The sequence below is a fragment of the Sphingomonas elodea ATCC 31461 genome (assembly GCF_000226955.1).
GTDB lineage: Bacteria > Pseudomonadota > Alphaproteobacteria > Sphingomonadales > Sphingomonadaceae > Sphingomonas > Sphingomonas elodea.
Genome location: NZ_AGFU01000022.1, coordinates 1 through 24,677, shown reverse-complemented (window position 1 = coordinate 24,677; position 24,677 = coordinate 1). Strand labels below are relative to the sequence as shown.

At 68.4% G+C, this 24,677-nt stretch carries 24 protein-coding genes; 17 read left to right on the top strand and 7 right to left on the bottom strand.

What is annotated here, in order from left to right; genetic code table 11:
- Positions 1–31: 31 nt before the first annotated feature.
- From KK7_RS0107545 to KK7_RS0107520, 6 genes are read left to right on the top strand one after another with little or no spacing between them, the layout of a single operon-like run.
- Positions 32–1,129, top strand: a complete 1,098-nt coding sequence (locus tag KK7_RS0107545) for a Gfo/Idh/MocA family protein (RefSeq protein ID WP_010544035.1) — start codon at positions 32–34, stop codon at positions 1,127–1,129.
- An 11-nt stretch (positions 1,130–1,140) separates the two neighbouring features.
- Positions 1,141–3,375, top strand: coding sequence for a glycoside hydrolase family 3 N-terminal domain-containing protein (locus KK7_RS0107540; RefSeq protein ID WP_010544034.1), 2,235 nt, complete (start codon positions 1,141–1,143; stop codon positions 3,373–3,375).
- Positions 3,372–4,718 carry a GntT/GntP/DsdX family permease gene (locus tag KK7_RS0107535; protein ID WP_237709161.1) on the top strand — a complete coding sequence of 449 codons (1,347 nt, stop codon included), beginning with the start codon at positions 3,372–3,374 and terminating at the stop codon, positions 4,716–4,718. Before KK7_RS0107540 ends, KK7_RS0107535 begins: the two co-directional genes overlap by 4 nt.
- A 13-nt stretch (positions 4,719–4,731) precedes the next feature.
- Entirely contained in the window at positions 4,732–5,784 is a 1,053-nt protein-coding gene (locus KK7_RS0107530; protein ID WP_010544032.1) for an SMP-30/gluconolactonase/LRE family protein, read from the top strand.
- 30 nt (positions 5,785–5,814) lie between these two features.
- The gene (locus KK7_RS0107525; RefSeq protein WP_010544031.1) at positions 5,815–6,549 is read left to right on the top strand and encodes an NUDIX hydrolase; all 735 of its coding nucleotides are present in this window, start codon (positions 5,815–5,817) and stop codon (positions 6,547–6,549) included.
- Positions 6,546–7,277: an extensin-like domain-containing protein gene (locus KK7_RS0107520; protein WP_010544030.1), complete on the top strand. Its 732-nt coding sequence runs from the start codon at positions 6,546–6,548 to the stop codon at positions 7,275–7,277. Before KK7_RS0107525 ends, KK7_RS0107520 begins: the two co-directional genes overlap by 4 nt.
- 145 nt (positions 7,278–7,422) lie before the next feature.
- Here KK7_RS0107520 and KK7_RS0107515 read toward each other — a convergent pair whose 3' ends face one another.
- Positions 7,423–7,974 (bottom strand): hypothetical protein, encoded by a 552-nt coding sequence (locus KK7_RS0107515; RefSeq protein WP_010544029.1) that lies wholly within the window; start codon positions 7,972–7,974, stop codon positions 7,423–7,425.
- Between the two features lie 468 nt (positions 7,975–8,442).
- On the opposite strand from KK7_RS0107515, the gene KK7_RS0107510 reads away from it, so the two are divergent.
- Positions 8,443–8,919 (top strand): CHAP domain-containing protein, encoded by a 477-nt coding sequence (locus KK7_RS0107510; RefSeq protein ID WP_237709160.1) that lies wholly within the window; start codon positions 8,443–8,445, stop codon positions 8,917–8,919.
- On the opposite strand, the gene msrB is transcribed toward KK7_RS0107510, so the two are convergent.
- Positions 8,920–9,432 carry a peptide-methionine (R)-S-oxide reductase MsrB gene (gene msrB / locus KK7_RS0107505; protein ID WP_040598013.1) on the bottom strand — a complete coding sequence of 171 codons (513 nt, stop codon included), beginning with the start codon at positions 9,430–9,432 and terminating at the stop codon, positions 8,920–8,922.
- A gap of 228 nt (positions 9,433–9,660) precedes the next feature.
- On the opposite strand from msrB, the gene KK7_RS0107500 reads away from it, so the two are divergent.
- The 3 genes from KK7_RS0107500 (at position 9,661) to KK7_RS0107490 (ending at position 12,658) form a co-directional block, all read left to right on the top strand.
- Complete coding sequence (locus KK7_RS0107500) at positions 9,661–10,905, top strand: BtaA family protein (RefSeq protein ID WP_010544026.1); 1,245 nt, start codon at positions 9,661–9,663, stop codon at positions 10,903–10,905.
- A complete protein-coding gene (locus KK7_RS0107495; RefSeq protein WP_010544025.1) occupies positions 10,902–11,567 on the top strand; it encodes a class I SAM-dependent methyltransferase in 666 nt (221 codons plus the stop codon). The genes KK7_RS0107500 and KK7_RS0107495 overlap by 4 nt, the downstream gene beginning before the upstream one ends.
- Positions 11,568–11,710: 143 nt before the next feature.
- Positions 11,711–12,658, top strand: coding sequence for a HupA family protein (locus KK7_RS0107490; RefSeq protein WP_083836050.1), 948 nt, complete (start codon positions 11,711–11,713; stop codon positions 12,656–12,658).
- A 15-nt stretch (positions 12,659–12,673) separates the two neighbouring features.
- On the opposite strand, the gene hemA is transcribed toward KK7_RS0107490, so the two are convergent.
- On the bottom strand, positions 12,674–13,918 hold the full coding sequence (gene hemA, locus KK7_RS0107485; RefSeq protein WP_010544023.1) for a 5-aminolevulinate synthase: 1,245 nt from the start codon (positions 13,916–13,918) through the stop codon (positions 12,674–12,676).
- A gap of 98 nt (positions 13,919–14,016) precedes the next feature.
- Positions 14,017–14,238: a hypothetical protein gene (locus tag KK7_RS22855; RefSeq protein WP_157999991.1), complete on the bottom strand. Its 222-nt coding sequence runs from the start codon at positions 14,236–14,238 to the stop codon at positions 14,017–14,019.
- Here KK7_RS22855 and KK7_RS22850 point away from each other — a divergent pair.
- Positions 14,222–14,392, top strand: coding sequence for a hypothetical protein (locus KK7_RS22850; RefSeq protein ID WP_157999990.1), 171 nt, complete (start codon positions 14,222–14,224; stop codon positions 14,390–14,392). The two genes, KK7_RS22855 and KK7_RS22850, sit on opposite strands and share 17 nt — an antisense overlap.
- 3 nt (positions 14,393–14,395) lie before the next feature.
- On the opposite strand, the gene murI is transcribed toward KK7_RS22850, so the two are convergent.
- Entirely contained in the window at positions 14,396–15,193 is a 798-nt protein-coding gene (murI, locus tag KK7_RS0107475) for a glutamate racemase (protein ID WP_010544022.1), read from the bottom strand.
- A 192-nt stretch (positions 15,194–15,385) separates the two neighbouring features.
- Between murI and plsY the strand changes: the two genes are divergently transcribed.
- Positions 15,386–15,970 carry a glycerol-3-phosphate 1-O-acyltransferase PlsY gene (plsY, locus tag KK7_RS0107470; RefSeq protein WP_010544021.1) on the top strand — a complete coding sequence of 195 codons (585 nt, stop codon included), beginning with the start codon at positions 15,386–15,388 and terminating at the stop codon, positions 15,968–15,970.
- Positions 15,963–17,042 carry a DNA-processing protein DprA gene (dprA, locus tag KK7_RS0107465; protein ID WP_010544020.1) on the top strand — a complete coding sequence of 360 codons (1,080 nt, stop codon included), beginning with the start codon at positions 15,963–15,965 and terminating at the stop codon, positions 17,040–17,042. The genes plsY and dprA overlap by 8 nt, the downstream gene beginning before the upstream one ends.
- Positions 17,043–17,046: 4 nt before the next feature.
- On the opposite strand, the gene KK7_RS0107460 is transcribed toward dprA, so the two are convergent.
- Positions 17,047–18,432, bottom strand: coding sequence for a hypothetical protein (locus tag KK7_RS0107460; protein ID WP_010544019.1), 1,386 nt, complete (start codon positions 18,430–18,432; stop codon positions 17,047–17,049).
- 185 nt (positions 18,433–18,617) lie between these two features.
- On the opposite strand from KK7_RS0107460, the gene KK7_RS0107455 reads away from it, so the two are divergent.
- Entirely contained in the window at positions 18,618–19,235 is a 618-nt protein-coding gene (locus tag KK7_RS0107455) for an outer membrane protein (RefSeq protein WP_010544018.1), read from the top strand.
- A gap of 130 nt (positions 19,236–19,365) precedes the next feature.
- On the top strand, positions 19,366–20,259 hold the full coding sequence (gene yghU, locus KK7_RS0107450) for a glutathione-dependent disulfide-bond oxidoreductase (protein ID WP_010544017.1): 894 nt from the start codon (positions 19,366–19,368) through the stop codon (positions 20,257–20,259).
- A 25-nt stretch (positions 20,260–20,284) separates the two neighbouring features.
- On the opposite strand, the gene KK7_RS0107445 is transcribed toward yghU, so the two are convergent.
- The gene (locus KK7_RS0107445) at positions 20,285–20,932 is read right to left on the bottom strand and encodes a hypothetical protein (protein ID WP_010544016.1); all 648 of its coding nucleotides are present in this window, start codon (positions 20,930–20,932) and stop codon (positions 20,285–20,287) included.
- Between the two features lie 129 nt (positions 20,933–21,061).
- On the opposite strand from KK7_RS0107445, the gene topA reads away from it, so the two are divergent.
- A complete protein-coding gene (topA, locus tag KK7_RS0107440; RefSeq protein ID WP_010544015.1) occupies positions 21,062–23,632 on the top strand; it encodes a type I DNA topoisomerase in 2,571 nt (856 codons plus the stop codon).
- Between the two features lie 192 nt (positions 23,633–23,824).
- Positions 23,825–24,589 (top strand): exonuclease domain-containing protein, encoded by a 765-nt coding sequence (locus KK7_RS0107435; RefSeq protein ID WP_010544014.1) that lies wholly within the window; start codon positions 23,825–23,827, stop codon positions 24,587–24,589.
- The last annotated feature ends 88 nt before the right edge of the window (positions 24,590–24,677 follow it).

The following is a 24,677-nucleotide window of genomic DNA, read 5'->3' as shown; positions in this document are numbered from 1 at the left end:
TGCAGGCCGACGCGGACGAGGAGGAGGGACCATGGGAACGCGACGCGACGTGCTCGGCGGGATCGGCGCCGGGGTAGTGGCCAGTGCGCTGGGCGGATCGGCCCAGGCGGCGGCGCCCAAGCGCAAGCTCGGCTATGCGGTGGTCGGCCTCGGCTATTACGCCACCCAGCAGATCCTCCCCAACCTCAAGGACTGCGAGTTCGCCGAATTGAAGGCGCTGGTGAGCGGCACGCCCGCCAAGCTGGAGAAATACGGCGCGCAGTACGGCATCCCCAGGACGCATTGGTACAGCTACGACACCTATGACCGGATCCGCGACAATCCGGACATCGACATCGTCTATGTCGTGCTGCCCAATTCCATGCACGCCGAATATTCGATCCGCGCATCCCAGGCCGGCAAGCACGTGCTGTGCGAGAAGCCGATGGCGACCTCGGTCGCCGAATGCCAGGCGATGATTGCTGCCGCCAAGAAGGCGGGCAAGAAGCTCATGATCGGCTATCGCTGCCATTTCGAGCCGTACAACCTCAAGGCGATCGAGACGGTGCGGTCGGGCGCGCTGGGCAAGCCGACGCTGATCTTCGCCGAGCACGGCTTCTATGCCGCGCCCAACCAGTGGCGGCTCGACAGGGCGCTGTCCGGCGGCGGATCGATGATGGACATCGGCATCTACAGCCTCAACGCCGCGCGCTATCTGGCCGGTGAGGAGCCGGTCGAGGTCAGCGCGATGGAGCATACCGATCGCAGCGATCCGCGCTTCAAGACGGTGGAGGACCGGATCGACTGGCAGTTTCGCTTCCCCAGCGGGCTGATCGCCGATTGCGTGTCCAGCTACAGCTCGAACCACAACCATTACCGCGTCACCGGCCAGAAGGGCTGGGTCGAGCTGGAGCCCGCCACCAATTATGAGGGGCAGGAAATGTGGACCCGGCTGGGCGGCAAGCGCGAGCAGCTGGTGCTGCCCAAGCCGGCCAAGAACCAGTTCGTCCGCCAGCTCGACCACCTCGCCGAATGCGCGATGAACGGCCGTGAGCCGATCGTCTCGGGCGAGGAGGGCCTCCGCGACATGCGGCTGATCGAGGCGATCTACCGCTCCGCCCGCGAACACCGCGCCATCACGCTGGCATGAAGAACCGACGCATGAATCGACGGGACCTCCTGGCGGCGAGCGCGCTGCTCGCCGCTTCCGCGTGGACGCCGCTCGCCCGCGCCGCCCGGCCGCTGCGGGCCGACACCCGCGCCCGCATCCAGGCGCTGATCGGACAGATGACGCTCGCCGAAAAGGTCGGGCAGATGAACCAGATCGCCGGCGGGCGGCAGAAATCGCTCAACTCGAAGCTCGATGCAGCAATGCTTACCCGTGTGCGCAAGGGCGAGATGGGCTCGTTCCTTCATGTCGCCGGGGCCGAGCCGCTGCGCGACCTGCAGCGGGTGGCGGTGGAGGAATCGCGGCTCAAGATCCCGCTCTTGTTCGCGATGGACGTGATCCATGGCTATCGCACCATCCTGCCGGTGCCGCTGGCGCTGGCGGCGAGCTGGGATCCGAAGGTCGCCGAGCAGGCCGCGCGGATCGCGGCGGAAGAGGCGTGGGCAGCGGGGCTGCACTGGACGTTCACCCCGATGGTCGACGTCGCGCGCGATCCGCGCTGGGGCCGGGTGGTCGAAGGCGCGGGCGAGGATGCCTATCTGGGCTCCCGAATCGCCGAGGCGCAGGTCGCCGGCTTCCAGGGCGCCGATCTGGGCAAGGGCATGCGGATGATGGCGTGCGCCAAGCATTTCGTCGGCTATGGCGCGGCGGAAGGCGGCCGCGATTACGACAGCGCGGAGCTGGGCCCGCGCACGCTCAACGAAGTCTATCTGCCGCCCTTCCATGCCGCCGCGCGGGCGGACGCGGGCAGCTTCATGACCGCGTTCAACGCGCTCGACGGCGTGCCGATGACCGCCCATGCCGATCTGGTGCGCGGCTTCCTGCGCGCGCGCTGGCAGTATCAGGGGCTGGTGGTGAGCGACTGGAACGCGATCCGCGAGCTGGTCAATCACGGCATCGCCGCCGATGCGCGCGCGGCTGCCGTGCTGGCGCTCAAGGCCGGTGTCGACATGGACATGGCGAGCGGCAGCTATGCCACCTACCTCGCCGAGGCGGCGACCGCCGATGCGACGCTGGTCCCGCTGATCGACGAATCGGTCGGCCGCATCCTCGCCGCCAAGGCGCGGCTGGGGCTGTTCGACGATCCCTATGGCTTTGGCGATCCGGCGCGCGACAAGGCGCCGCTGCGGCGGACCGAGGCGCGGGACCTCGCCCGGCGATCGGTGGTGCTGCTGCGCAACGAGGGCGCGGTGCTGCCGCTCAAGCCGGGCGCCAAGCTCGCGTTGATCGGGGCGCTGGCGGACGATGCGTCCTCGGCGATCGGCTCGTGGCGCGCGCGGGGGCAGGCGGCCGATGCGGTGACGCTCAAGGCGGCGCTGGCGGGCGCGGAATACCAGCCGGGTACCGATGTCGCGGCGGCGGTGGAGGCGGCGAAGCGGGCCGATGTCGTGCTGGTCGCAATCGGCGAGGATTTCAACCGCACCGGCGAGGCACGCTCCTATGCGGAGATCGGCCTTCCCGACGGCCAGGCGGCGCTGCTGGAGGCGCTGAAGGGCACGGCCAAGCCGATCGTCGCGATCCTGATGGGCGGCCGTCCGCTCGCGCTCGAACGCGAGCTCGCCGGGGTGCCGGCCGTCCTCCAGACCTGGCTGCTCGGCATCGAGAGCGGCCCCGCCATCGCCGAGATCCTCACCGGCAAGGCCGCCCCCGGCGGGCGCCTGCCGATCGGGATGCCGCGCCGGACCGGCCAGTCGCCGCAAAGCTATGCGCATCTGCCCACCGGCCGCCCGGCCAATCCGGACCTCGCGGTGGACAGCGCGCGCTATCACGATACCGAGATCGGCCCGCTCTTCGCCTTCGGCCACGGCCTCACCTATGGCGAGATCGCCTATGGCCCGCTGACGCTGAGCGCCGAGACGCTCGCCCCCGGCGGCCGGATCACCGCATCGGTGCAGCTCACCAATCGCGGCACGATGGCGGTGGAGGAGGTGGTGCAGCTTTACGCCAACGATCCCGTCGCTACGGTCTCGCGGCCGGTGGCGGAGCTGCGCGGGTTCGCGCGTGTGGCCCTGAAGCCGGGGCAAAGCCGCACCGTCCGCTTCACCCTCACGCCCGAACAATTCGCTTTCTGGCGTGACGGCAAATGGATCGTCGAGCCCGGCGAGATCCGGCTGATGGCGGGTGCTTCGTCGGCCGACCTGAAGAGCGAGGCGAAGTTCCGCATCACGGCGGGCGCGGAAGGGCAGGTGCCTGCCGCCTCGCTTCCCACCAGGGTGGAGATCGCATGATGGGCGAGCCCTGGCACACGCTGGCGATCGTCGCCGGCAGCATCGCGGCGGTGATCCTGCTGGTGCTCCGCCTCAAGCTGCAGCCCTTCGTCGCGCTGTTGCTGGTCGCGCTGGCGACCGGCCTCGTCTTCGGCAACGATCCGCAGGCGGTGATCGCCGCGATCCGCAAGGGCACCGGCGAGGCGCTGGGCTTCGTCGCGGTGGTAATCGGCCTCGGCGCCGTGCTGGGCGGGATGCTGGAGGCATCGGGCGGCGTGCAGGCGATCGCGCGGCGGCTGCTCGACCTGTTCGGCGAGAAGCGCGTCCCCTGGGCGCTCACCGCGATCGGCATCGTCGTCGGGGTGCCGCTGTTCTTCGACGTCGCCTTCATCATCCTCGCGCCCTTGCTCACCACGCTGGCGGTGCGGGCGGAGCGGCGCGTCACCTATTTCGCGCTGCCGCTGCTCGCCGGGCTGATGACCATGCACGCGCTGCTGCCGCCGCATCCTGGGCCGGTCGCCGTCGCCGAGTTGCTGCACACCGACTATGGCCGGATGGCGCTCTACGGCCTGATCTGCGGTATCCCCTCGGCGATTCTCGCGGGTCCCGTGTTCGCCAAGCTGGCGCATGGTGCACCCGGCTATGGCGCGATCGGCGCGCCGCCGATGCTCGACGAAGGCGCGCCGCAGACGGGTGCGGTCGGCTTCGGCCCCGCGCTCGCCGCGATGCTGCTGCCGCTGGCGCTGATCCTGATCGGCACCGTCGCGGGCGAGACGATGGCGCCGGGGCTGGCCCGTTCGACGCTGGTGTTCCTCGGCCACCCCTTCACCGCGCTGGTGATCGCGGTGATCGGGGCGATGCTGTGGCTGCGGCTGGTCGCGGGCGCGGGGTTCGAGACGCTGTCGAAGATCAGCACCCGCGCGCTGGAGCCGGCGGGCCTGATGGTGCTGATCATCGGTGCGGGCGCGGCCTACAAGGAAGTGCTGATCGAATCGGGCGCGGGCAAGCAGATCACGATGGCGGTGGAGGCGGCGCAGGTCTCGATCCCGGTCTTCGCCTTCCTGCTCTCCGCCTTCGTGCGGGTGGCGCAGGGCTCGGCGACCGTCGCCATGGTCACCGCCGCCGGGCTTGCGGCGCCGCTGATCGGGGCGGCGGGGCTGGGGCCGGACCGGATCGCGCTGGTCACCGTCGCGATCGGATCGGGCGCGACCATCGCGTCCCATGTCAACGACACCGGCTTCTGGCTGGTGAAGCAATATCTCGGCCTCACCGAAGCGCAGACCTTTCGCAGCTGGACCATCGGTGCCACCATCGCGGGACTGACCAGTTTCGCCATGGCGCTGCTGCTGTGGCCGTTCGTCTGAGAGGATCCTGACCATGTTCGCTACCACCCGCCGCACCCTGTTGGGCGGCCTTGCCGCGCTGCCGTTGCTGCCGGGCATCGCATATGCGGCGGGCGAGGGAACGATCACCCGGCTCGATCCCGAACTGGACGCGCTGCTCGACGTCGAGTCGCCGCTCGAGGCGATCGCCAGCGGCATCCAATGGGCCGAGGGGCCGGTATGGATCCGCGACGGGGCGGTAACCGGCGGCGCCTCGGGCGGGGCGAGCGCGTTCGACCGGAGCTATCTGCTGTTCTCCGACGTGCAGGCGAACATCGCCTATCGCTGGGACGGCAAGGAAACCAAGCCGTTCCTGGTGCCCTCCGGGCTGGCTGGACCGATCCCGGCGGGGGTGCGCGAGGCGGGATCGAACGGCATGATCCAGGGCCGCAGGGGCGAGCTGCTGATGGCCGACAGCGGTACCCGCGCGATCGCGGCGGTGGACCTGGAGACCAAGGAAAAGAAGATCCTCGCCGGCAGGTATGAGGGCAAGCGATTCAACAGCTGCAACGATCTGGTGCAGGCGAAGAACGGTGCAATATACTTCACCGATCCGCCCTATGGCTTCACCGATGGGGACCAGTCGCCGCTAAAGGAACTGCCGTTCAACGGTGTCTACCGGCTCGATACCAACGGCACGGTGCACCTGATCGAATCGAATCTGACCCGTCCCAACGGCATCGGCCTCTCACCCGACCAGCGGACGCTCTACGTCTCCGTGTCCGACGATGCGGCGCCCTATACCTGGGCCTATTCGCTGGGCGGGGATGGCTTGGCGACGGGCCGGAAAATCTTCCTCGATCACCGCGCCGGCACCGCGGCGGGCCTGCCCGGCCATGCCGACGGGATGAAGGTGGCGGCGAGCGGGCATCTATACGCCAGCGGCCCCGGCGGCATCCATGTGGTGGCGCCGGACGGGCGGCGGCTGGGGCTGATCTCGACCGGCAAGAAGGCGGCGAACTGCTGCTTCGGCGAGGACGGAAAGACGCTGTTCATCACCTCCAGCGACCAGGTGTTCCGCCTGCGCCTGCGCGCCTCCGGCTGGTAAGCAAGGGCGTCGCGGCGTAGAGCCGGGACGATGTCGCACGCCGAAGCCATCCCAGCCGCCACCGTCGTCGTGATGCGCGATGGCGGCGGCGGGCTGCCCGAATTGCTGATGGTGGAGCGTTCGCGCGCGATGTCTTTCGCTGGCGGCGCGCTGGTGTTTCCGGGCGGGCGGATCGATCCGGGCGATCACCTGTTCACCGACACCCACGAAGACAGTGCCGCCCGAGTCGCCGCGATCCGCGAGACGATCGAGGAGGCCGGGCTGGCCTTGGGGCTGGACTGCGATGCCGCCACGCTTGCGAAGATCCGCGAGGACCTCCACGCCGGCAGGCCCTTTGCGCAGCTGCTTGCCGAGGCGAGCCTGGCGCTCGACCTCGACGTGTTGGTGCCCTTCGCCCGCTGGCTGCCCTATGGCCTGCCGCATCGGGTGTTCGACACGCGTTTCTACCTTGCCCGGGCGCCGGAGGGGGCCGCGCCGCTCGTCGACGGGAGCGAGAATGTCCGGCTGTGCTGGATCACCGCGCGAGGCGCGCTCGACGCCGCCGATCGCGGCGAGGCGATGCTGATCTACCCCACCCGCCGCAATCTGGAACGGCTGGCGCTGTTCGACGGTTTCGATGCGGCCATGGCCCATGCCCGCCGATTCCCGGTCGAGACGATCACCCCGTTCGTCGAGTCGCGCGACGGCGTCGACTGGCTCTGCATCCCCGAAGGGCTCGGCTACCCCGTCACCGCCGAGCGGATGGACCGCGCGGTGCGCGCGTGAAGGCGCTGAAGCAGACGCTCTGGGTGCTGCTGGTCTTCGCGCTGATCGCCGGCGGTGCGCTGCTCCTCTTGATGTGGACGCGCAGCCGACCGCAGGACGTGCCGTGGACGCCGCTCGACCTGTCGCAGCCGATCGGTGCCTTTACCGGGCGGAAGCTGGCCGGGCTGGGGTCGGACGACGGCCAGTGCCGGGCGCTGCTCACCCAGGCGGGCGTGCGCTACGAGAAATTGGCGCCGGTCCAGCGGCAGGGCGAATGCGGCTATGCGAACGGGGTGCGGTTCAGCAGCGGCGGATCGCGAACCATCGCCTTCAGCCCGGCGTCGCTTGGAATCGCCTGTCCGGTCGCGGCGGGGCTGGCGCTATGGGAGTGGAACGTCGTCCAGCCCGAGGCGCAGAAGCGGCTGGGATCCCGCGTGGTGCGGATCGAGCATTTCGGCAGCTATTCGTGCCGCCGCATGTACGGCCGGTCGACCGGCGACTGGAGCGAGCATGCCAAGGCCAATGCCGTCGATATCGCCGCCTTCGTGCTCGCCGATGGGCGACGGGTGAGTGTGCTGAACGACTGGAAGGGGGACGGGGGGAAGCCGGCCTTCCTGCGCGCGGTCCGTGACGGCGCCTGCCGGCTGTTCGCGACGGTGCTGTCGCCGGACTATAACGCCGCCCACCGCGACCACCTCCATCTCGACCAGGCTGCACGCGGCGAGATGGGGTGGCGGGCCTGCCGCTGACGTCGTTTGGCGCCTTCGGCGCGGTTTCGGTACCGGCCCTCTCCCCCACCCGGCCACCCAGCGGCAGGATCTTGTGGGTGGCCGGGTGGGGGAGAGGGCCGGTGCCGCCCGGAAGTACGCCACGCGCACTTCCGAAAAAGCATCCTCAGTTCGGCAGCGCGTTGGTGTCGATCTTCTCGACCCATTGCGGGAAGAAGCTCGGCTGGCGGTTCGACCAGCCCGAGGCGGTCGCCGCGGCTTCGCTGATCGACTGGAGCAGCTTGCGGCGCAGGTCCGGATGGAGGTGCGGCAGCGCCGAGGCCGAGCAGAACGCCGCCGGCAGCCACGGCCGCACTTCCGCGCCGAGCAGCCGCTCGTAGAGGAAGCGATAGGCGGAGAAGCTGGTCAGCCGGCCCTGGCCGAGATCGAAGGCCGAAAGCGTCACCAGCGGCGCCATGAACGGCTCGATGGTGTTGAGGTCGCTGTCGTTGGGCAGCATCGCGCGGATATCGGCGAGGCGTTCGTAGATGCGCGCCTGCGCCCGGATGCTGGCGGCTTCGACCACGTCGCGCGACCAGCGCGACAGCGCATCGTCGCGCTCCAGGCCCACATCGAGCGACCGGCGCACATAGCGCTGGGTCGCCGCGGCAAAGCCCGCAAATTCCTTCATTTCCGCCAGCGTCATGGCACCTTCGGCCGGTTTCGCTCGTGCAGCCATCTCGACGTCTCCCGCTCGGTTCCTTCTTAGCCCGTGGGAAGGATCATGCTCCGCACTGGTTAACGCAGCGCTTAACGACCCCCTCCGTATCCCCACGAGCATTGGAACCTAATTTCTGCTGCGACGCAACATGGGTTTGCGACGAACCGATGACGCTACGCAATCTTCCTTAGGGTACTGATATCGGACCGTAATTTTCCCTAGCGGTGGCGCGTGATCCCAGTTCGGGTAGCTGCGGCACAGCGCAGGCTGCGTCGCCGCCGTGCAATCGGTTCCACCTATTCAGAAACGGTTCAGCGCACCTCGTCTGCCCATTCCAACGCTTCGTCGGATCGACGAGCCGCAGGGGTGTACGAGCGTCCTATAGTTTGGCTAGCAACCCTCAACCGCTTCGTTTCTGACCGGGGGGTCCAAAACTTGTTCACTCGTTTTGCAGTGCGTTTCGCGCTGATGGCGTTCTGCGCCCTGATGACCACGGTCCCCGCACAGGCGAAGGGCACCTTCTGGCAGTGCGTGACGTTCGCGCGCCAGGCTTCCGGTGTTGAACTCCGCGGCAATGCCTGGACCTGGTGGGGCCAGGCCGCCGGTCGCTACGAGCGCGGCGAAACCCCGAAGGTCGGCGCGGTCATGTCGTTCCAGCGCACCGCGCGCATGCCGATGGGCCATGTCGCGATGGTATCGCGGGTGATCAGCGCACGCGAAGTGCTGCTGACCCACGCCAACTGGTCGACCCCCGGGGCGATCGAGCGCGACGTCCGCGCCGTCGACGTCTCGGCCAAGGGTGACTGGAGCGAAGTGCGCGTGTGGTACGGCCGCACCGCCGGCCTCGGCACCTCCAGCTATCCGGTCAACGGCTTCATCTATCCGGACGCGGCACCGGCCGCCGACTGGGCGAACGTGCAGGTCGCCGCGCTGAGCCTGCCGACCCTGACCTTCACCAACTGATCACGCCCCGGGCGTGAAGCGTAGCGCGACGCCGTTCATGCAGTAGCGCTTGCCGGTGGGTTTCGGCCCGTCGTCGAAGACATGGCCGAGATGGCCGCCGCAGCGACGGCACAACACTTCGGTGCGCTCCATCCCCAGGCTGCGATCGCTCCGCGTGACCACCGCTTTTGCCAGCGGCGCATAGAAGCTGGGCCAGCCGGTGCCGCTGTCGAACTTGGTCACCGAATCGAACAGCGGCAGCGCGCAGCCGGCGCAGCCGAACACGCCCTTGCGGTGCTCCTTGTTGAGCGGGCTGGTGAAGGGATATTCGGTCCCGCCGTTGCGCAGCACGTTATAGGCGGCCGGGCCCAGCTTCTTCTTCCATTCCGCATCGCTCAGCTTGAACGGGAAATCGGGCAGCGGTGCCGCCGGTGCGTTGCTGCACGCGAACAGCGGCAGGGCGATGGCCGCGGTGCCCGCGGCGGCGAGGATCTGGCGGCGATCGATCGGCATGGTGGAGCCCTTCCGGTTCATGGTGTCGATATAGGTTCGGTCCGCATGGCCGAAAGGTTGCACCGACGGGCGCCGAATTTTTCGATTCCCCACGTGCGCCGCGCGTTCGGCCCGGCATGGGCGCGGGACACCCGGCGAGGATTGATTTCCCGGCGGCGCTGTCACAAGGCTGCAAAGCTTTTGTCACAGGGGGGGGAGAGCTGGTTCGGCGGGGCGCCGGACAGGCTCGTTCGCCGGGAGTCGTCTGGAATGCCATCTATCGCCAAGGCGCCGAAGAACGGTGCGGTCCGGGGTGCGGTGCACCGCCACGAGCATCTGTCGAAGGAAGGCATTCTCGAACGCGCCTTCACCTTCGCGTTCCGGGGCCTGGTCTATGCCCAGATCTGGGAAGACCCGGTGATTGATATGGAAGCGCTCCGGATCACCCCCGATTGCCATGTCGTGACGATCGCGTCCGGCGGGTGCAACGTCTTCTCCTACCTCACCGCGAACCCGGCGAAGATCACCGCGGTGGACCTGAACCCGGCGCATATCGCGCTCAACAAGCTCAAGCAGCAGGCGGCACTGCGGCTGCCGGACTATGAATCCTTCCACCGCTTCTTCGGCCTGGCCAACCGGCCGGAGAATATCGACGCGTACAAGACCTATCTTCGCGGCAGCCTCGACGAGAGCGCGCGCGCCTATTGGGAAGGCCGCGCGCCGAACGGCGTGCGCCGGATCAACGGCTTCAAGACCGGCTTCTACCGCCAGGGCCTGCTCGGCCGGCTGATCGGCTTCGTCCACTGGCTTGCACGGCGGTACGGCATCGATCCGCGGGAGATCCTCGCAGCGAAGAGCATCGAGGAGCAGCGCCACATCTTCGAGACGCGCTTTGCGCCGATCTTCGACAAGAAGTTCCTGCGCTGGCTGGTCGACCAGCCGGCCGCACTGTTCGGTTTCGGCATTCCGCCGGCGCAGTACGACCTGTTGAAGGTGGACGATCATGCCGGCATCACAGGCGCGCTGAAGAGCCGGCTGCGCAAGCTTGCCTGCGACTTCGACCTCAAGGACAATTTCTACGCCTGGCAGGCGTTCGGCCGCGGCTATGGCGAGCATGAGGGCGCGCCGCTGCCGCCCTATCTGGAGCGCCGCAACTACGAGGCGGTGCGGTCGCGCGCCGACCGCGTGGAGATCCGCCACACCAACTATGCCGATTATCTCGAATCGATGCCGGCCCAGTCGCTCGATCGCTACATCCTGCTCGATGCGCAGGACTGGATGACCGACGAGCAGCTGACGCGGATCTGGACCGAGATCACGCGCACCGCCAAGCCCGGCGCGCGCGTGCTCTATCGCACCGCCGCCGTGCCGGACGTGGTGCGCGGCCACATCCCCGACGAACTGATGGCCCAGTGGCAATATGAGGACCAGGCCAAGCTCGACGACTGGACGCGGCGCGACCGTTCGTCGGTGTACGGCGCGACGCACGTCTGGACGCTGAAGCCGCACGCATGAGCGGGAACGCCGGGGCGGGCGACCAGAAGGGGCTGATGGACGCGACCTACGCGCTCCATCGCCACTTCTACGATCTCACGCGCAAATTCTATCTGCTCGGCCGCGACCGGCTGATCCGCGAGCTGGCGCCGCCGCCGGGCGGCACGGTGCTCGAGGTCGGCTGCGGCACCGCGCGCAACCTGATCGTCGCGGCGAAGCGCTGGCCGAACGCCCGCTTCCACGGCTTCGACATCAGCGAGGCGATGCTGGATACCGCGCGCAAATCGGTGGCGAAGCATGGGCTGTCGGACAAGATCACGCTCGCCCAAGGCGATGCCGGCACGTTCGACGTGCACGCGCTGTTCGGCCTGGAACAGGTAGACCGCGTGTTCATGAGCTACACGCTGTCGATGATCCCGCCGTGGCGGCAAGCGATCGCGCTGGGCGCCAGGGCGCTGGCGCCGGGCGGCAGCCTGCACATCGTCGATTTCGGCCAGTACGAACGGCTGCCGGGCGTCGCCAAGCGCTTCCACTTCAAGGAGCTCAACGCCTTCCACGTCTACCCGCGCGCCGACCTGCGCGAGGTCGTGGAGGCGATCGCCGCGGAGCAGGGGATGACCGCCTCGTTCCGGTCGTCGCTGCGGGGGTATAGCTGGAGCGCGGAGCTCAGGCGGCCGCGCTGAACGCGTATCGGCCGTGCGTTGACAGCTTCGTTACGTATTCTCAATGACGTTCCGGGAAAGCGGACGTCGCCCCGGCGCCGGGTCTGCTGGTGTATGGGGGAACGAGAATGCGGCCTGTTCTGGCTATCGGTATCGGTGGATTAATGCTCGCTGCCTGCGGTGGTGGCGGCAGCAGCGCCGGCGGGAGTGTCACGACACCTGTTACCCAACCGACCCCGACCCCGACCCCGACGCCCGCGCCTTCCCCCACGCCTACGGCGACCTACAAGACCTATGACCAGTTGACCGGGGACCAGAGCTACAAGACGGCCTGCGCCGGGCTGATCTTGTCCGCGTCGCCGCCGACCCCCATTCCCGCTTCCGCATTCGGCGACGGGCTGGGCTTCAGCTATGCCGCTGCGACCAGCAGCCACGTGATCACCGGGAATGGGCTGAACCTCGCCTTTCTGCCTGCCGATCGCGATCCGAAGGCACCGGCCGGCGTCGTCGCCTATGCGAAGCCATTGAACGGCTCTACCGAACTGATGTCGATCGCCCGCCCTGCGCCGGGCGGCACCGGGTTCGACTATGGGCGTTCCTTCAGCCTCACCACGCGCAACACCCCTTCGGGGTCGCAGACCCAGTATCTCTGCGTGTTCGGCGTGCCCACCCAGGCGGCCGATCTGCCGACCAGCGGCACGCAAAGCTATACGCGGATCGTCGTGGGCGGCACGGCCTTTACCTCCAGCACCGGTGGCACGACACGTTCCTACACGCTGGGCAAGAGCCGGGCGACCCTCTCCGCCGATTTCGCCGGCCGCAGTGTTGTCCTTTCGATCCAGCTGGTCGGCGTGCAGTCGGCGACGGTCGATCCCAGCGCGACCGAGGTGGACCTTGGCACCTATACCGCGACCGTGCCGCTCGACGTGCCCCAGAACCGCTTTACCGGCAGTCTGGTCAGCAGCGACCGATCGAGCCTGTTTTCGCTCCTGGGTGGCGCCTTTTTTGGTCCCCAGGGCAGCGAAACGATGACCGCATTCGAGATCGTCGCCGTCGACACCAAGAGCGGGGATCGCATCACGGCCCTGGGCGGGGTAGCAGCCGCGCGCTGAGCGGCTGCAGCCGGTTCACGCCGCCAGCCGCAGCTCCAGCCGGCCCCAGATCTCGACCAGCGCGTCCACCAGTTCGCGCATCATCGCTTCGTCATGCGCGGGGCCGGGGGTGAAGCGCAGCCGCTCGGTGCCGCGCGGGACGGTGGGGTAGTTGATCGGCTGGACGTACACGCCGTACTCGGCGAGCAGCACGTCGCTGATCTTCTTGGCCTTCACCGGGTCGCCGACCATCAGCGGCACGATGTGCGTGGTCGACGCCAGCACCGGCAGCCCCGCCTCGGCCATCAGCTGCTTGAGCGTCGCAGCGGCGGCCTGCTGGCCTTCGCGTTCCACGCTGGAGCCCTTCAGGTGCCGCACGCTCGCCAGCGCGCCGGCGACCAGCACCGGCGACAGCGAGGTGGTGAAGATGAAGCCCGGCGCATAGCTGCGGATCACGTCGATGATCACCTGGTCGGCGGCGATATAGCCGCCCATCACGCCGAACGCCTTGCCCAGCGTGCCCTCGATGATCGTCAGGCGATCGGCCAGGCCCTCGCGATCCGAGATGCCGCCGCCGCGCGGGCCGTACATGCCGACGGCATGGACCTCGTCGAGATAGGTCAGCGCGTTGTACTTGTCGGCCAGGTCGCAGATCTCGGCGATCGGCGCGATGTCCGCGTCCATCGAATAGACGCTTTCGAACGCGATCAGCTTCGGGACCGCGGGATCGTCGGCGGCGAGCAGTTCCTCGAGATGGGCGACGTCGTTGTGGCGCCAGACCCGCTTCTCGCACCCCGAATTGCGGATGCCCGCGATCATCGAGGCGTGGTTGAGCTCGTCCGAATAAACGATGCAGCCCGGCATCACCTTGGCGAGCGTCGACAAGGTCGCCTCGTTCGAGACATAGCCCGAGGTGAAGAGCAGCGCGTTTTCCTTGCCGTGCAGGTCCGCCAGCTCGCGCTCGAGATCGATGTGATAATGGGTGTTGCCGCCGATGTTGCGGGTGCCGCCCGAGCCGGCGCCGACATCGTGCAGCGCCTCTTCCATCGCCTCGATCACCTTGGGGTGCTGCCCCATCGCCAGATAGTCGTTCGAGCACCATACCGTGATCGGCTTCGGCCCGTTATGCCCGGCGAAGCAGCGCGCATTGGGGAACATCCCCTTGTTGCGCAGGATGTCGATGAAGACCCGGTAACGCCCCTCGGCATGGAGGCGGTCGATGGCCTGGGTGAAGACCCGCGTATAGTCGATCGCGGGTGCGATGGCGTCTTGGCGCTGCATGGATCCGTTCTCTACGCCTTGTTTCCGAGCAATTCCAGCACGTGAACCCCCGTATTGCCAGCACCTCTCCGACCAGCGGTCAATCCGCCGTGTCGGTATCAGCATAGAGCAAGATTGGGGCGATGCACGCCCATTTCATTGGCTTTTGGCGTGAAATTGCCGCTCACCCTGATCGCTTCTGCCGCAATCGATGCGTCGATACGTCCTTCATGATATAGGTTGGGCATCGCGGGCGACTCGGGGCAAGCATGCTCGCGGCAGAGAGGCATCCGGACTCCCGCTTGATCGGACGGAGCGCAGCCCATGGCGATCGACGACATCGAATATTTCGCGCAGCGTGCCCGCGAGGAACGCGAACGTGCCGGCCGCTGCGTCGACAGCAGCGCGCGCCGCGCGCACCAGGAAATGGCGGATCGCTACCGTGCCAAGGCGCGCGGGGCTGCGCCGCAGCCGGTGCTTGGCGATTGCGCCTGAGCGCTACAGCGTTTCGATTCGACGGAGCCCGTAGCGGGCCAAGGCCGGGGCCAGCGCATCGGCGCGGTGATCGCGGGCGGTGAACACCGCGCGACCGGGCGGCGGTTCCGCGGGCCAGTCCTGGCCCTGGGTCAGATGGGCGACGCGGCGGGCGATGCCGGGTCCGCCATCCACGAAGGACATCGCACGCCCGACTGCCGCGCGCATCTCCGCTTCAAGCAGGGGGAAATGGGTGCAGGCATTGACGATCACATCGATGCGCTCCCCGCCCGGCTGATGGAAGAGGCCGTTCAATTCCTCGGTGATGCGCTCGGGCGCGATCGCCTGCCCGGCGAGCTTGGCCTCGGCAAGCTCGACCAGTGCGGCGGAGCCGTGGCGCAGCACCGTGCAATCCCCGGCGAACCGTGCCGCGAGATCGTCGACATAGGGCTGGCGCACCGTAGCGGCCGTGCCGAGCACGCCGATGGTGCGGGTGCGACTGGCCTCGGCGGCGGGCTTGATCGCCGGTACCGTGCCGACGATCGGCAGGTCCAGCGCCGCCCGGACATGCTGGAGCGCGATGGTGGAGGCGGTGTTGCAGGCGATCACGATCAGCCGGGGATCATAGCGCTCGGCAAGCCGCCCGAGTAGCGCCGGGACCCGCGCGGCGATCTCCGCCTCGGTCTTGGTGCCATAGGGAAACCCGGCCGAATCGGCGACGTAGACGAGCGGGGCCTGGGGCAGCAGCGCCGCAGTGGGCCCGAGGACCGACAGCCCGCCCACACCGGAATCGAAGAACAGGACGGGGCGACGATCGGCCATGCCCCGCCATGGCCGAGGCGCGCCGTCTCCGTCAACGCTGCCGTCCGGTTCGAACGTGTCGGCGAGAGCCTGCCGTCGGGCGTTCGGCGAGCCCATCCGCCTGCATGGTCATGCAGGTCATTGCGCTTGGGTAAGGGAAGCGGCTAGACCGGGGAACGAAAGGGGGCCGCATTGCCCACGGAAGTTCCTTGGATGGCTCCTGCGGGGGCCCTGTTGCTCGGGTATCTGCTCGGATCGATACCGTTCGGCGTGCTGCTGACACGCGCCGCCGGGGCGGGAGATCTGCGTCAGATCGGGTCCGGTAATATCGGCGCGACCAACGTGCTGCGTACCGGCCGAAAGGGCCTGGCGGCGGCGACATTGCTGCTCGACATGGCGAAGGGCGCGGTGGCGGTGCTGCTTGCCGCGGCGTTTCTGCCCGGCACCGGTGCGCTGGCGGCGACGGCGGCGTTTATCGGCCATTGCTATCCGATTTGGCTCAAGTTCCGTGGCGGCAAGGGCGTGGCGACGCTGATGGGCGTGGTGCTCGCGCTGCACTGGCCCGCCGGCCTCGTCTATGCGGTGGTATGGCTGGGCCTGCTGGCGACGGTGCGCATCTCTTCGGTCTCGGGGATGGCGGCGGCGGTGAGCGCGCCGGTGAGCGCAGCATTTTTCGGGCGGATCGACCTTGTGCTGATGCTGCTCGCGCTCGCCCTGATCGTGTTGTGGAAGCACCGCGAGAATATAGACCGGCTGCTCAGCGGGTCCGAACCCAGGGTCGGCAGCAAGCGTGGCTGACCGGCGGGAGCCGCGGCTGAGGCTGCTGCGCTCCGCCAATGTCGGGCCCGTTACCTATGCCCAGCTGCTCGCGCGCTTCGGCTCGGCCGAGGCGGCGCTGGAGGCTCTGCCCGTGCTCGCCGCGCGAGGCGGGGGCAGGGCGCCGCAGATCGCAGACGCCGGTGCCGTGCGGCGCGAGATCGCCGCGGTCGAACGTCTTGGGGCGGGCTATCTGTTCCTCGACGATCCCGCCTATCCCCCGCTGCTCGCCGAACTGGACAATGCACCGCCGGCGCTGATCGTGCGCGGTGACCTGGGCCTGCTAGCACGGCCCTGCGTGGCCATGGTGGGCGCGCGCAACGCCTCTGCCGCCGCCTGCCGCTTCGCCCGCCAGCTCGCCATCGGGCTGGTCGAGCGCGGGGCGACGGTGGTATCGGGACTTGCCCGCGGCATCGATACGGCCGCACACCAGGGGGCGCTGGCCGGCGGCACGGTGGGGGTGATCGCCAGCGGCATCGACATCGTCTTCCCGCCGGAAAATGCCGAGCTGCAGGAACGGGTCGCGCGCGAGGGGCTGCTGGTCAGCGAGCAGCCGCCGGGGACCGAGCCGCTGGCGCGCTTCTTCCCCGCGCGCAACCGCATCATCGCGGGCCTGTCGCTCGGTACCGTGGTGGTGGAGGCGGCACCGCGCTCCGGCAGCCTGATCACCGCGCGGCTCGCTGCCGAGGCGGGTCGCGACGTGATGGCGGTGCCGGGCTCGCCGCTCGATCCGCGCGCGCAGGGCTGCAACCTGCTGATCCGCGAAGGGGCGATCCTGGTGCAGAGCGCGGACGACATCTGGGAAGCGGTGCGGCCGATCGACCCGCGCAGGGTCCGCTCGCCGGTCGGATGGTTCGAAGGCGCGCCGCCCGAGGATGCGAGCGACGCCGATCGCCGCCGGGTGAGCGGACTGCTGGGGCCGGTGCCGGTGGGCGTCGACGAACTGATCCGCCAATCGGGCTGCACGCCGCCCGTGGTCCAGACGGTGCTGCTGGAACTGGAACTGGCGGGCCGATTGGAGCGACACGCCGGCGCGCGCGTTTCGTTGCGCTAGGATCTCAGCGCAGGCCGAACGCTTGCAGATAATAGGTGCCGATGCCGTCGCCGATCAGCAACTGGCCCGGCCCCAGTCGCCCGACCAGATAGGCCGCGCCGACGAGTAGCGAGCCGAGCACCGAGACGACCGCCAGTCCCGCCGCCAGCTGCCTGCCTGGTGGGAGCGCGCCGCGGCCGATCCCGACCAGTGCGGCGAAGGCGAGGAACTCGAAGAACGGGTAGAAATCGAGTCGGTAGCGGAAGTTCATGCTCACGGCGCAGAGCATCAGCATGGGCGGGATCGCGAGGCCGATCGCGATCGCGGCGCTCCGGGCACGGGTCGGGCTCGACCGGCGCATGCTCTGCCAGATCGCGCGGGCGCCCAGCAGCAACAGCAGCGGATCGGTCAGTAGGAAGCTGCTCGGCGGCAGTTCCGCGGCGTCGATCCATTTCTGGCGGGTCGCCTCCAGCAGCAAGTGCCCGTCTGCGCCGTGCAGCACCCAGACCGGCGCGAAGTAATAGATCAGGCCGAACGGCACGCGCTGCAGGTTGAACAGTCCCTGCTCGGCCATCCGGACCAGCCGATCCGGGTACCAGGCGTTGTAGAGATAGTGGTGATAGTCGGCGAAGGTGAGCGGGCTTCCCCAGCGGCCGAGATTCACCCCCGCGGTGACGAGGCCGCACAGCACCAGCACGCCGAGCGGCCCGGCAGCGGTGCCGAGCCAGGCGCGCCAAGCCTCGCGACGGCGCAGCGTCTCCACCAGCAGCACGCCACAGAACGCCGCGACCAGCCCGATGCCGAGCGAGACGCGAGTCAGCATCGCGAGACCGGCGGCAAGCGCCATCACCAGCAGCGCGCCCCGGCCGAGGCCGTGCAGCCGGGCATGGATCGCCGCCGCGACGAACAGCGCCCCCCACAAGGCCGCCCACAGGCAAACCTCCTGATAGAGGCTGAAGCGCAGGAAGCAGAGCTGCGCGCCGGAGAAGAGCAGCACCACGGCCATCGCCCGGGAAAGCCAGGGAGGCAGGTCCGGCAGCGCGCGGCGGATCGTCCGCAGCGTCCACAGCTTGGTGGCGATCATCCCGGCCAGCGCGACGAGGCACGATCCGATGGTGAAGTCGAGCGTCTGCCAGCCCGGCAGTATCGTGAACGGCAGCCGCAGCAGCGCGGGCAGGATGCCCCAATAGGCAACGACCCGTCCCCCGATCGCGAAGCCTTCCCGCCCTACCACCGCCGGATCGACATCGAAGCGGCCGTGCAGCAGATGGTCCAGCATCGAGTTGAAGGTAAGGTCGAGCGGATGCACTTCGCGGGGGATGCGGGCGATCGCGATGCAGAACAGCACCGTTCCCATCGCGAGCAGCAGTGTGCCGCAGAGCCGGCGCAGGAGGGGGCGCATCGTCGTCATGGCGCGCCTTTGCCCGCTGGACCGCCGGGCAGCAACCCGCATGAGGGCCCCCTACGGCGGCGCCGTATCTGCATGGTGTTGCATCTTGGCAACGCTCGGGGCTGTTTCTGCCGCGACGCGGAAACCTTTGCGCGCTGGCGGGTTACCGCGAAGGCAAAGCACCACCAATCCAAGGGATGTACAGTATGCGTAATGCGTTTCTTCTCGCCGTCGCGGCGATCGGCTTCACCGCAACGGCCGCCCAGGCGCAGGACAGCACCCCCACCAGCAGCAACGGCACCAGCTTCCGCGGCATCCGCATCGAAGCCAATGCCGGCGGCGACCGCTTCCAGTCGCAGGGCAACCATAACGACAAGTTCGGCTATGGCGGCACCATCGGCTTCGACGGCCAGCTCGGCGAGCGCATCGTGATCGGCGCCGAGGGAAGCTACTGGCGCGCCAACAACTGGAACGAGAACTGCTCGGCCTCGGGCGGCGGCACTGTCTGCCACAAGTCGTTCGACGAATATGGCGCAGCGGTCCGCGCCGGCGTGCTCGCCACCCCGCAGCTGCTGATCTTCGCCAAGGGCGGCTATGTCGTGAACGAGCAGCGCAAGCGCTACGACGCGCCGGCGGGGCAGACGTCGTTCTACGACCACTTCAACACCAGCGGCTACCAGGTCGGTGGCGGTGTTGAGTACTCGTTGACCGGCGAGCAGACCCGCATGCCGCTCTACGTCAATGCCCAGTATGTCTATTCGCAGTATAACGACCATACCGCGCGCCAGCGCGTGATGGCCGGCGTCGGCCTGCGTTTCAAGTAAGCGTAGCGCAGCCGAAACAGGGGCCGGGCGTGGCAAAGGCTGCGCCCGGCCCTTTCTCGTGGCAGGGCTGGCAAGTCGGCCTGGGCGCCCTACATGCCGCCCGCAACGCTTCCCCGAGGAGACACCGAGCATGGCCGACGCACCCGATCCCGCGAACAACCTCCCCGCCGGCTATGTGCCGCCCCAGGTGTGGGAATGGGCGCCGGGCAATGGCGGCCAGTTCGCCAACATCAACCGGCCGGTCTCGGGCGCCACGCACGAGAAGGAGTTGCCGGTCGGGCGCCACCCGATCCAGCTCTATTCGCTCGGCACGCCCAACGGGCAGAAGGTGACGATCCTGCTCGAGGAGCTGCTCGCCGCCGGCCATGCGGGCGCCGAATATGACGCGTGGCTGATCAACATCGGCCAGGGCGACCAGTTCGGCAGCGGCTTCGTCGCGATCAATCCGAATTCGAAGATCCCGGCGATGGTCGACCATACCATCGAACCGGCGCTGCCGATCTTCGAGAGCGGCGCGATGATGATTTACCTCGCCGAGAAGTTCGGCGCGTTCCTGCCGACGGACACGGCCAAGCGCGCGCAGACGCTGAGCTGGCTGATGTGGCAGATGGGCTCGGCGCCGTTCCTGGGCGGCGGCTTCGGCCATTTCTTCGCCTATGCGCCGATCAAGATCCAGTATGCGATCGATCGCTATGCGATGGAGGCCAAGCGCCAGCTGCACGTGCTCGACACGCATCTGGCGAGCAACCGCTACATGGTGGGCGAGGACTACACGATCGCCGACATGGCGATCTTCCCCTGGTACGGCGCGGTGGCGCGCGGCGAGACCTATGCCGGCGCGGATGTGTTCCTGAATGCGCAGGAATATCCGAACCTGCTGCGCTGGTCGGCCGAGATCGCCGCGCGCGAGCCGGTGCGGCGCGGGCGGCTGGTCAATCGCGGGGTCGGGCCGGAGGACCAGCGCGTCCCCGAACGCCATGACGCCAAGGATATCGACGTGGTGCTGGAGCGGATGCGGGGGTGAGCGCCGGCCGGCCGGCGGCCCGCCTTCAGCGGACGCCGGTCTTCGGCCAGTCCGACAGCTTCTGCCCGCGGCGGGCGGCGAGGCCATCCAGATAGGTACACAGCGTCGCCGCCTCGATCGGCGCGTCGAAGCTGCGCGGCGGCATCGGGGTGGCCTTGCCGAACCAGGGGCGCTCGCGCAGCAGATCTTCGGTATAGCGGACGCAGAGGCTGCGCAGCACGGTGTTCCGGATACAGTTTGCGAGAAAGGTCGCGCTGAAGGCCGAGCTGTTCAGCGCGATATGCCGCGCGACCCGTTCGAGATACCGCGCATCGGTGCGCGCGTTCTTCCAGCGGTTGAGCGCATCATAGCCCTTGTAGGCGGACCAATGGTCCGGCGACGAGCCATAGACCTCGAGTACATCGTCCTTGTTCTCGAACACGGCGCTGCGCTCGTAGCGACATTCCTCGCCGTCAGGCGGCAGCGCGATGGTTAGCAGCAGGTGGAGGGGCGGCAGCTGGGCATGATAGGCTTCCAGGAGGTTCCATGCCGGCGTGCCTTCGACGCGTTCCGATCCGGGCGGCGGGGACGACGCCAGGGTCGCGGCCCAGAGCGCCGAGAGGATCGGCCCGATCACCGCGCCGATCGCCAGCAGTGCCGCACCCTGAAGAAACCGAATCGCCCTGTCCCGCATTGCGTACGACATATCCTGTATCGGCCGGAACGTGCATACCCGCCGGGCCTGCGACCCGAGCCGGGTTGACGTCCCCCGATTCTCCTCCCCACCTTACACGCGTACACGTAGGAACCGATCGAACACCTCATGCAGCTTGTCATCGTCGAATCGCCCGCCAAGGCGAAAACCATCGAGAAGTATCTCGGCAAGGACTATCGCGTCCTCGCCAGCTACGGCCATGTCCGCGACCTGCCGGCGCGGGACGGGTCGGTGAACCCCGACGATTCGTTCGCGATGGAGTGGGAGACCTATGCCGACAAGTCGAAGCAGCTGAAGGCGATCGCCGACGAGGCGAAGAAGGCCGACCGCCTGATCCTCGCGACCGACCCTGATCGCGAGGGCGAGGCGATCAGCTGGCACGTGCAGGAAGTGCTGCGGCTGAAGAAGGCGCTCCCCAAGGAGGTCGAGCGCGTCACCTTCAACGCGATCACCAAGCCGGCGATCCTCCACGCGATGCAGCATCCGCGCGAGCTGGATACCGACCTGATCGACGCATACCGCGCCCGCCGTGCGCTGGACTATCTCGTTGGCTTCACCCTCTCGCCGGTGCTGTGGCGCAAGCTGCCCGGCGCCAAGTCGGCCGGCCGCGTCCAGTCGGTGGCGCTGCGGCTGATCGTCGGGCGCGAGCGCGAGATCGAGAGCTTCGTCGCGCAGGAATATTGGTCGGTCATCGCCGAGATGGAATCGGACGGCACGCCGTTCCAGGCCCGCCTGGTCAAGTGGAAGGGCGAAAAGCTCGACCGCCTGTCGATCGGCGACCAGGGCAGCGCCGAGGCGGCCAAGAAGGCGGTCGAGGAAGGCCGCTTCACCGTCGTCTCGGTCGAGACCAAGCCGGCGATGCGGAATCCGCCGCCGCCCTTCACCACCTCGACGCTCCAGCAGGAGGCCGCCCGCAAGCTCGGCTTCTCGGCCAGCCACACGATGCGGATCGCGCAGGCGCTCTACGAGGACGGCGCGATCACCTATATGCGTACCGACGGCGTCCAGATGGACCCCTCGGCGATCCAGGCGGCGCGCAAGGCGGTCGCCGATCGCTATGACGGCAGCTACGTGCCGGACAAGCCGCGCCAGTACCAGACCAAGGCGAAGAACGCCCAGGAAGCCCACGAGGCGATCCGCCCGACCGACTTCAGCAAGGACCGCGCCGGCTCGGGCGATCATGCCCGGCTCTACGACCTGATCTGGAAGCGCGCGCTCGCCAGCCAGATGGCTTCGGCGCGGATGGAGCGCACCACCGTCGATCTGGCGGACGGCACCGGCCAGCACGGCCTGCGCGCCACGGGCCAGGTGGTGCTGTTCCCCGGCTATCTCGCGCTCTATGAAGAGGGCAAGGACGACGAGGGCGACGAGGACAGCCGCCGCCTGCCGCGCATGTCCGAAGGCGCGTCGCCGGCGAAGAAGGCGGTCAACGCCGAGCAGCACTTCACCCAGCCGCCGCCGCGCTTCTCCGAAGCCTCGCTGGTCAAGCGGCTGGAGGAGCTGGGGATCGGTCGGCCGTCGACCTATGCCTCGATCATCCAGGTGCTCAAGGACCGCGCCTATGTGCGGGTGGAGAAGAATCGCTTCTTCGCCGAGGAAAGCGGCCGCCTGCTGACCGCGTTCCTCGAACGCTTCTTCGAGAAGTACGTCTCGTTCGACTTCACCGCCGGGCTGGAGGAAGAGCTGGACGACGTGTCCGGCGGCCGTGCCGCGTGGCAGGCGGTGCTGGAGGCCTTCTGGCGCGACTTCAAGCCGCGCACGACCGAGGTGATGGAGCAGAAGCCCTCCGACATCACCGCGGCGCTCGACCAGTTCCTCGAGCCCTATCTGTTCCCCGCCAAGGCGGGCGGCAGCGATCCGCGGTTGTGCCCGAATTGCGGCGTCGGCAAGCTTGCCTTGCGCGGCGGCCGGTTCGGCGCGTTCGTGGCGTGCTCCAACTATCCCGAGTGCAAATATACGCGCCGCTTCGGCCAGCCGGGCGGCGAGGGTGCGGAGGACACGGGTCCGGAAGTGCTGGGGCAGGACCCCGAGACGGGGCTCAACGTCGAGCGCAAGTCGGGCCGGTTCGGGCCGTACATCCAGCTCGGCGAGGGCAAGGATGCGGCGCGCGCCTCGATCCCGAAGGACGTCGATCTCGATCTCGAATGGGCGCTCAAGCTGCTCAAGCTGCCGCGCACGATCGGCAACCATCCGGAGACCGGCAACCCGATCACCGCCTCGATCGGGCGCTATGGCCCCTATCTGGCGCATGACGGCAAATATGCCCGGTTGCAGTCGACCGCCGAAGTGTTCGAGACCGGCATGAACGCCGCGGTGGTCAAGCTGGCCGAAGCGGCGGCGGGCGGCGGTCGCCCGGCGCGCGGGGCGGCGCGCGAGCCCTTGAAGGTGTTCGGCAAGCATCCGCGCACCGAGGCCGAGATCAAGCTGATGGAAGGCCGCTACGGCGCCTACCTTACCGACGGCGAGACCAATGCGACGCTGCCCAAGACGATCGACAAGGACGCGCTGACGCTGGAGGAAGCCGCCCAGCTGATCGACGCCAAGGCGGCGGCGGGTCCGGCCAAGGGGAAGAAGAAGGCCCCGGCCAAGAAGGCGGCGGCGAAGAAGCCTGCGGCCAAGGCTGGGGCGACGAAGCCCGCCGCCAGGAAGGCCCCGGCGAAGAAGAAGGCGGCGGAGTAAGAAGCATTCTTAAGCCCCTCCTCCTGGGAGGAGGGGTTTGGGGGTGGAGGGATTCCAGAACGCAGGTTGGTCTCGGTGAGACACGGCCCAACCCCAACCCCTCCCCTGAAGGGGAGGGGCTTAAGAGCGCTTAGCCTCCCCCGCGCCGCTTTCGGCTGGCATTTCGCCCCGAAAACCCCCACATCGCGGCGCATGGCCTCGCCACCTCCTTCGATCATCCGCGTCATCGACCTAGAAACCACCGGCGACAAGCCGCCCGTCCACGCCGTGTGCGAGATCGGCTGGCAGGACGTGGCGCTGGGCGCCGACGGTCGCTGGGAGCTGTATGGCGAGGGCGGCAACCGGCTGGTCAATCCCGGGCGCGGCATCCCGCCGCTCACCATGGCGATCCACCATATCCGTGACGAGGACGTGGCCGACGCGCCCTATTGGCACGATGTCGCGCGCCCGATCCTCGATCCCTGGCCGCGCCGCATCGCGCTCGCCGCACACCGCGCGACCTTCGAGGAGCAGTTCTGCACGCCTGCGCTCACCCGTGGCGCGGACTGGATCTGCACCTGGAAATGCGCGCTGCGGCTGTGGCCGGACAGCCCCGGCTTCTCCAACCAGATGCTGCGCTACTGGCGGCGCCCGGAGGGCATGGAGCATGAACGCGGCCTGCCCGCCCACCGCGCCTTCCCCGACGCCTATGTCACCGCGTTCCACCTGCGCGACATGCTCAACGAGGCGAGCGTGGCGCAACTGGTCGAATGGTCGAGCCAGCCCGGGCTGCTGCCGCGCGTCCGCTACGGCCCCGATCGCGGCAAGGAATGGAGCGAGATTTCCGAAGACTCGCTCGAGGGCTTCCTCACCGATCGCGACGAGGATGTGCGGTTCACCGCGGAGACGGAACTTGCGCGGCGGCGGGGCGGGGCACCCGTGGGGCGCGGGAGCGGGACGCAACGGCTGCTGTTTTGACCTAGCTTAAGCCCCTCCTCCTGGGAGGAGGGGTTGGGGGTGGAGGGATTCCAGAACGTCGGTTGGTCTCGGTGAGACACAGCCCCAC

Bases quoted from the DNA above. Each gene is read 5' to 3' on its own strand.
- topA (WP_010544015.1), top strand. From the start codon at position 21,062: ATGCAGCTTGTCATCGTCGAATCGCCCGCCAAGGCGAAAACCATCGAG.
- KK7_RS0107540 (WP_010544034.1), top strand. From the start codon at position 1,141: ATGAATCGACGGGACCTCCTGGCGGCGAGCGCGCTGCTCGCCGCTTCC.
- msrB (WP_040598013.1), bottom strand. From the start codon at position 9,432: ATGAACCGGAAGGGCTCCACCATGCCGATCGATCGCCGCCAGATCCTC.
- KK7_RS0107525 (WP_010544031.1), top strand. From the start codon at position 5,815: ATGTCGCACGCCGAAGCCATCCCAGCCGCCACCGTCGTCGTGATGCGC.
- KK7_RS0107495 (WP_010544025.1), top strand. From the start codon at position 10,902: ATGAGCGGGAACGCCGGGGCGGGCGACCAGAAGGGGCTGATGGACGCG.
- KK7_RS0107490 (WP_083836050.1), top strand. From the start codon at position 11,711: ATGCTCGCTGCCTGCGGTGGTGGCGGCAGCAGCGCCGGCGGGAGTGTC.
- KK7_RS0107535 (WP_237709161.1), top strand. From the start codon at position 3,372: ATGATGGGCGAGCCCTGGCACACGCTGGCGATCGTCGCCGGCAGCATC.
- KK7_RS0107500 (WP_010544026.1), top strand. From the start codon at position 9,661: ATGCCATCTATCGCCAAGGCGCCGAAGAACGGTGCGGTCCGGGGTGCG.
- KK7_RS0107460 (WP_010544019.1), bottom strand. From the start codon at position 18,432: ATGACGACGATGCGCCCCCTCCTGCGCCGGCTCTGCGGCACACTGCTG.
- KK7_RS0107515 (WP_010544029.1), bottom strand. From the start codon at position 7,974: ATGGCTGCACGAGCGAAACCGGCCGAAGGTGCCATGACGCTGGCGGAA.
- KK7_RS22855 (WP_157999991.1), bottom strand. From the start codon at position 14,238: ATGTCGTCGATCGCCATGGGCTGCGCTCCGTCCGATCAAGCGGGAGTC.
- KK7_RS22850 (WP_157999990.1), top strand. From the start codon at position 14,222: ATGGCGATCGACGACATCGAATATTTCGCGCAGCGTGCCCGCGAGGAA.
- KK7_RS0107455 (WP_010544018.1), top strand. From the start codon at position 18,618: ATGCGTAATGCGTTTCTTCTCGCCGTCGCGGCGATCGGCTTCACCGCA.
- KK7_RS0107530 (WP_010544032.1), top strand. From the start codon at position 4,732: ATGTTCGCTACCACCCGCCGCACCCTGTTGGGCGGCCTTGCCGCGCTG.
- yghU (WP_010544017.1), top strand. From the start codon at position 19,366: ATGGCCGACGCACCCGATCCCGCGAACAACCTCCCCGCCGGCTATGTG.
- hemA (WP_010544023.1), bottom strand. From the start codon at position 13,918: ATGCAGCGCCAAGACGCCATCGCACCCGCGATCGACTATACGCGGGTC.
- murI (WP_010544022.1), bottom strand. From the start codon at position 15,193: ATGGCCGATCGTCGCCCCGTCCTGTTCTTCGATTCCGGTGTGGGCGGG.
- KK7_RS0107510 (WP_237709160.1), top strand. From the start codon at position 8,443: ATGACCACGGTCCCCGCACAGGCGAAGGGCACCTTCTGGCAGTGCGTG.
- KK7_RS0107545 (WP_010544035.1), top strand. From the start codon at position 32: ATGGGAACGCGACGCGACGTGCTCGGCGGGATCGGCGCCGGGGTAGTG.
- KK7_RS0107445 (WP_010544016.1), bottom strand. From the start codon at position 20,932: ATGCGGGACAGGGCGATTCGGTTTCTTCAGGGTGCGGCACTGCTGGCG.
- plsY (WP_010544021.1), top strand. From the start codon at position 15,386: ATGGCTCCTGCGGGGGCCCTGTTGCTCGGGTATCTGCTCGGATCGATA.
- KK7_RS0107435 (WP_010544014.1), top strand. From the start codon at position 23,825: ATGGCCTCGCCACCTCCTTCGATCATCCGCGTCATCGACCTAGAAACC.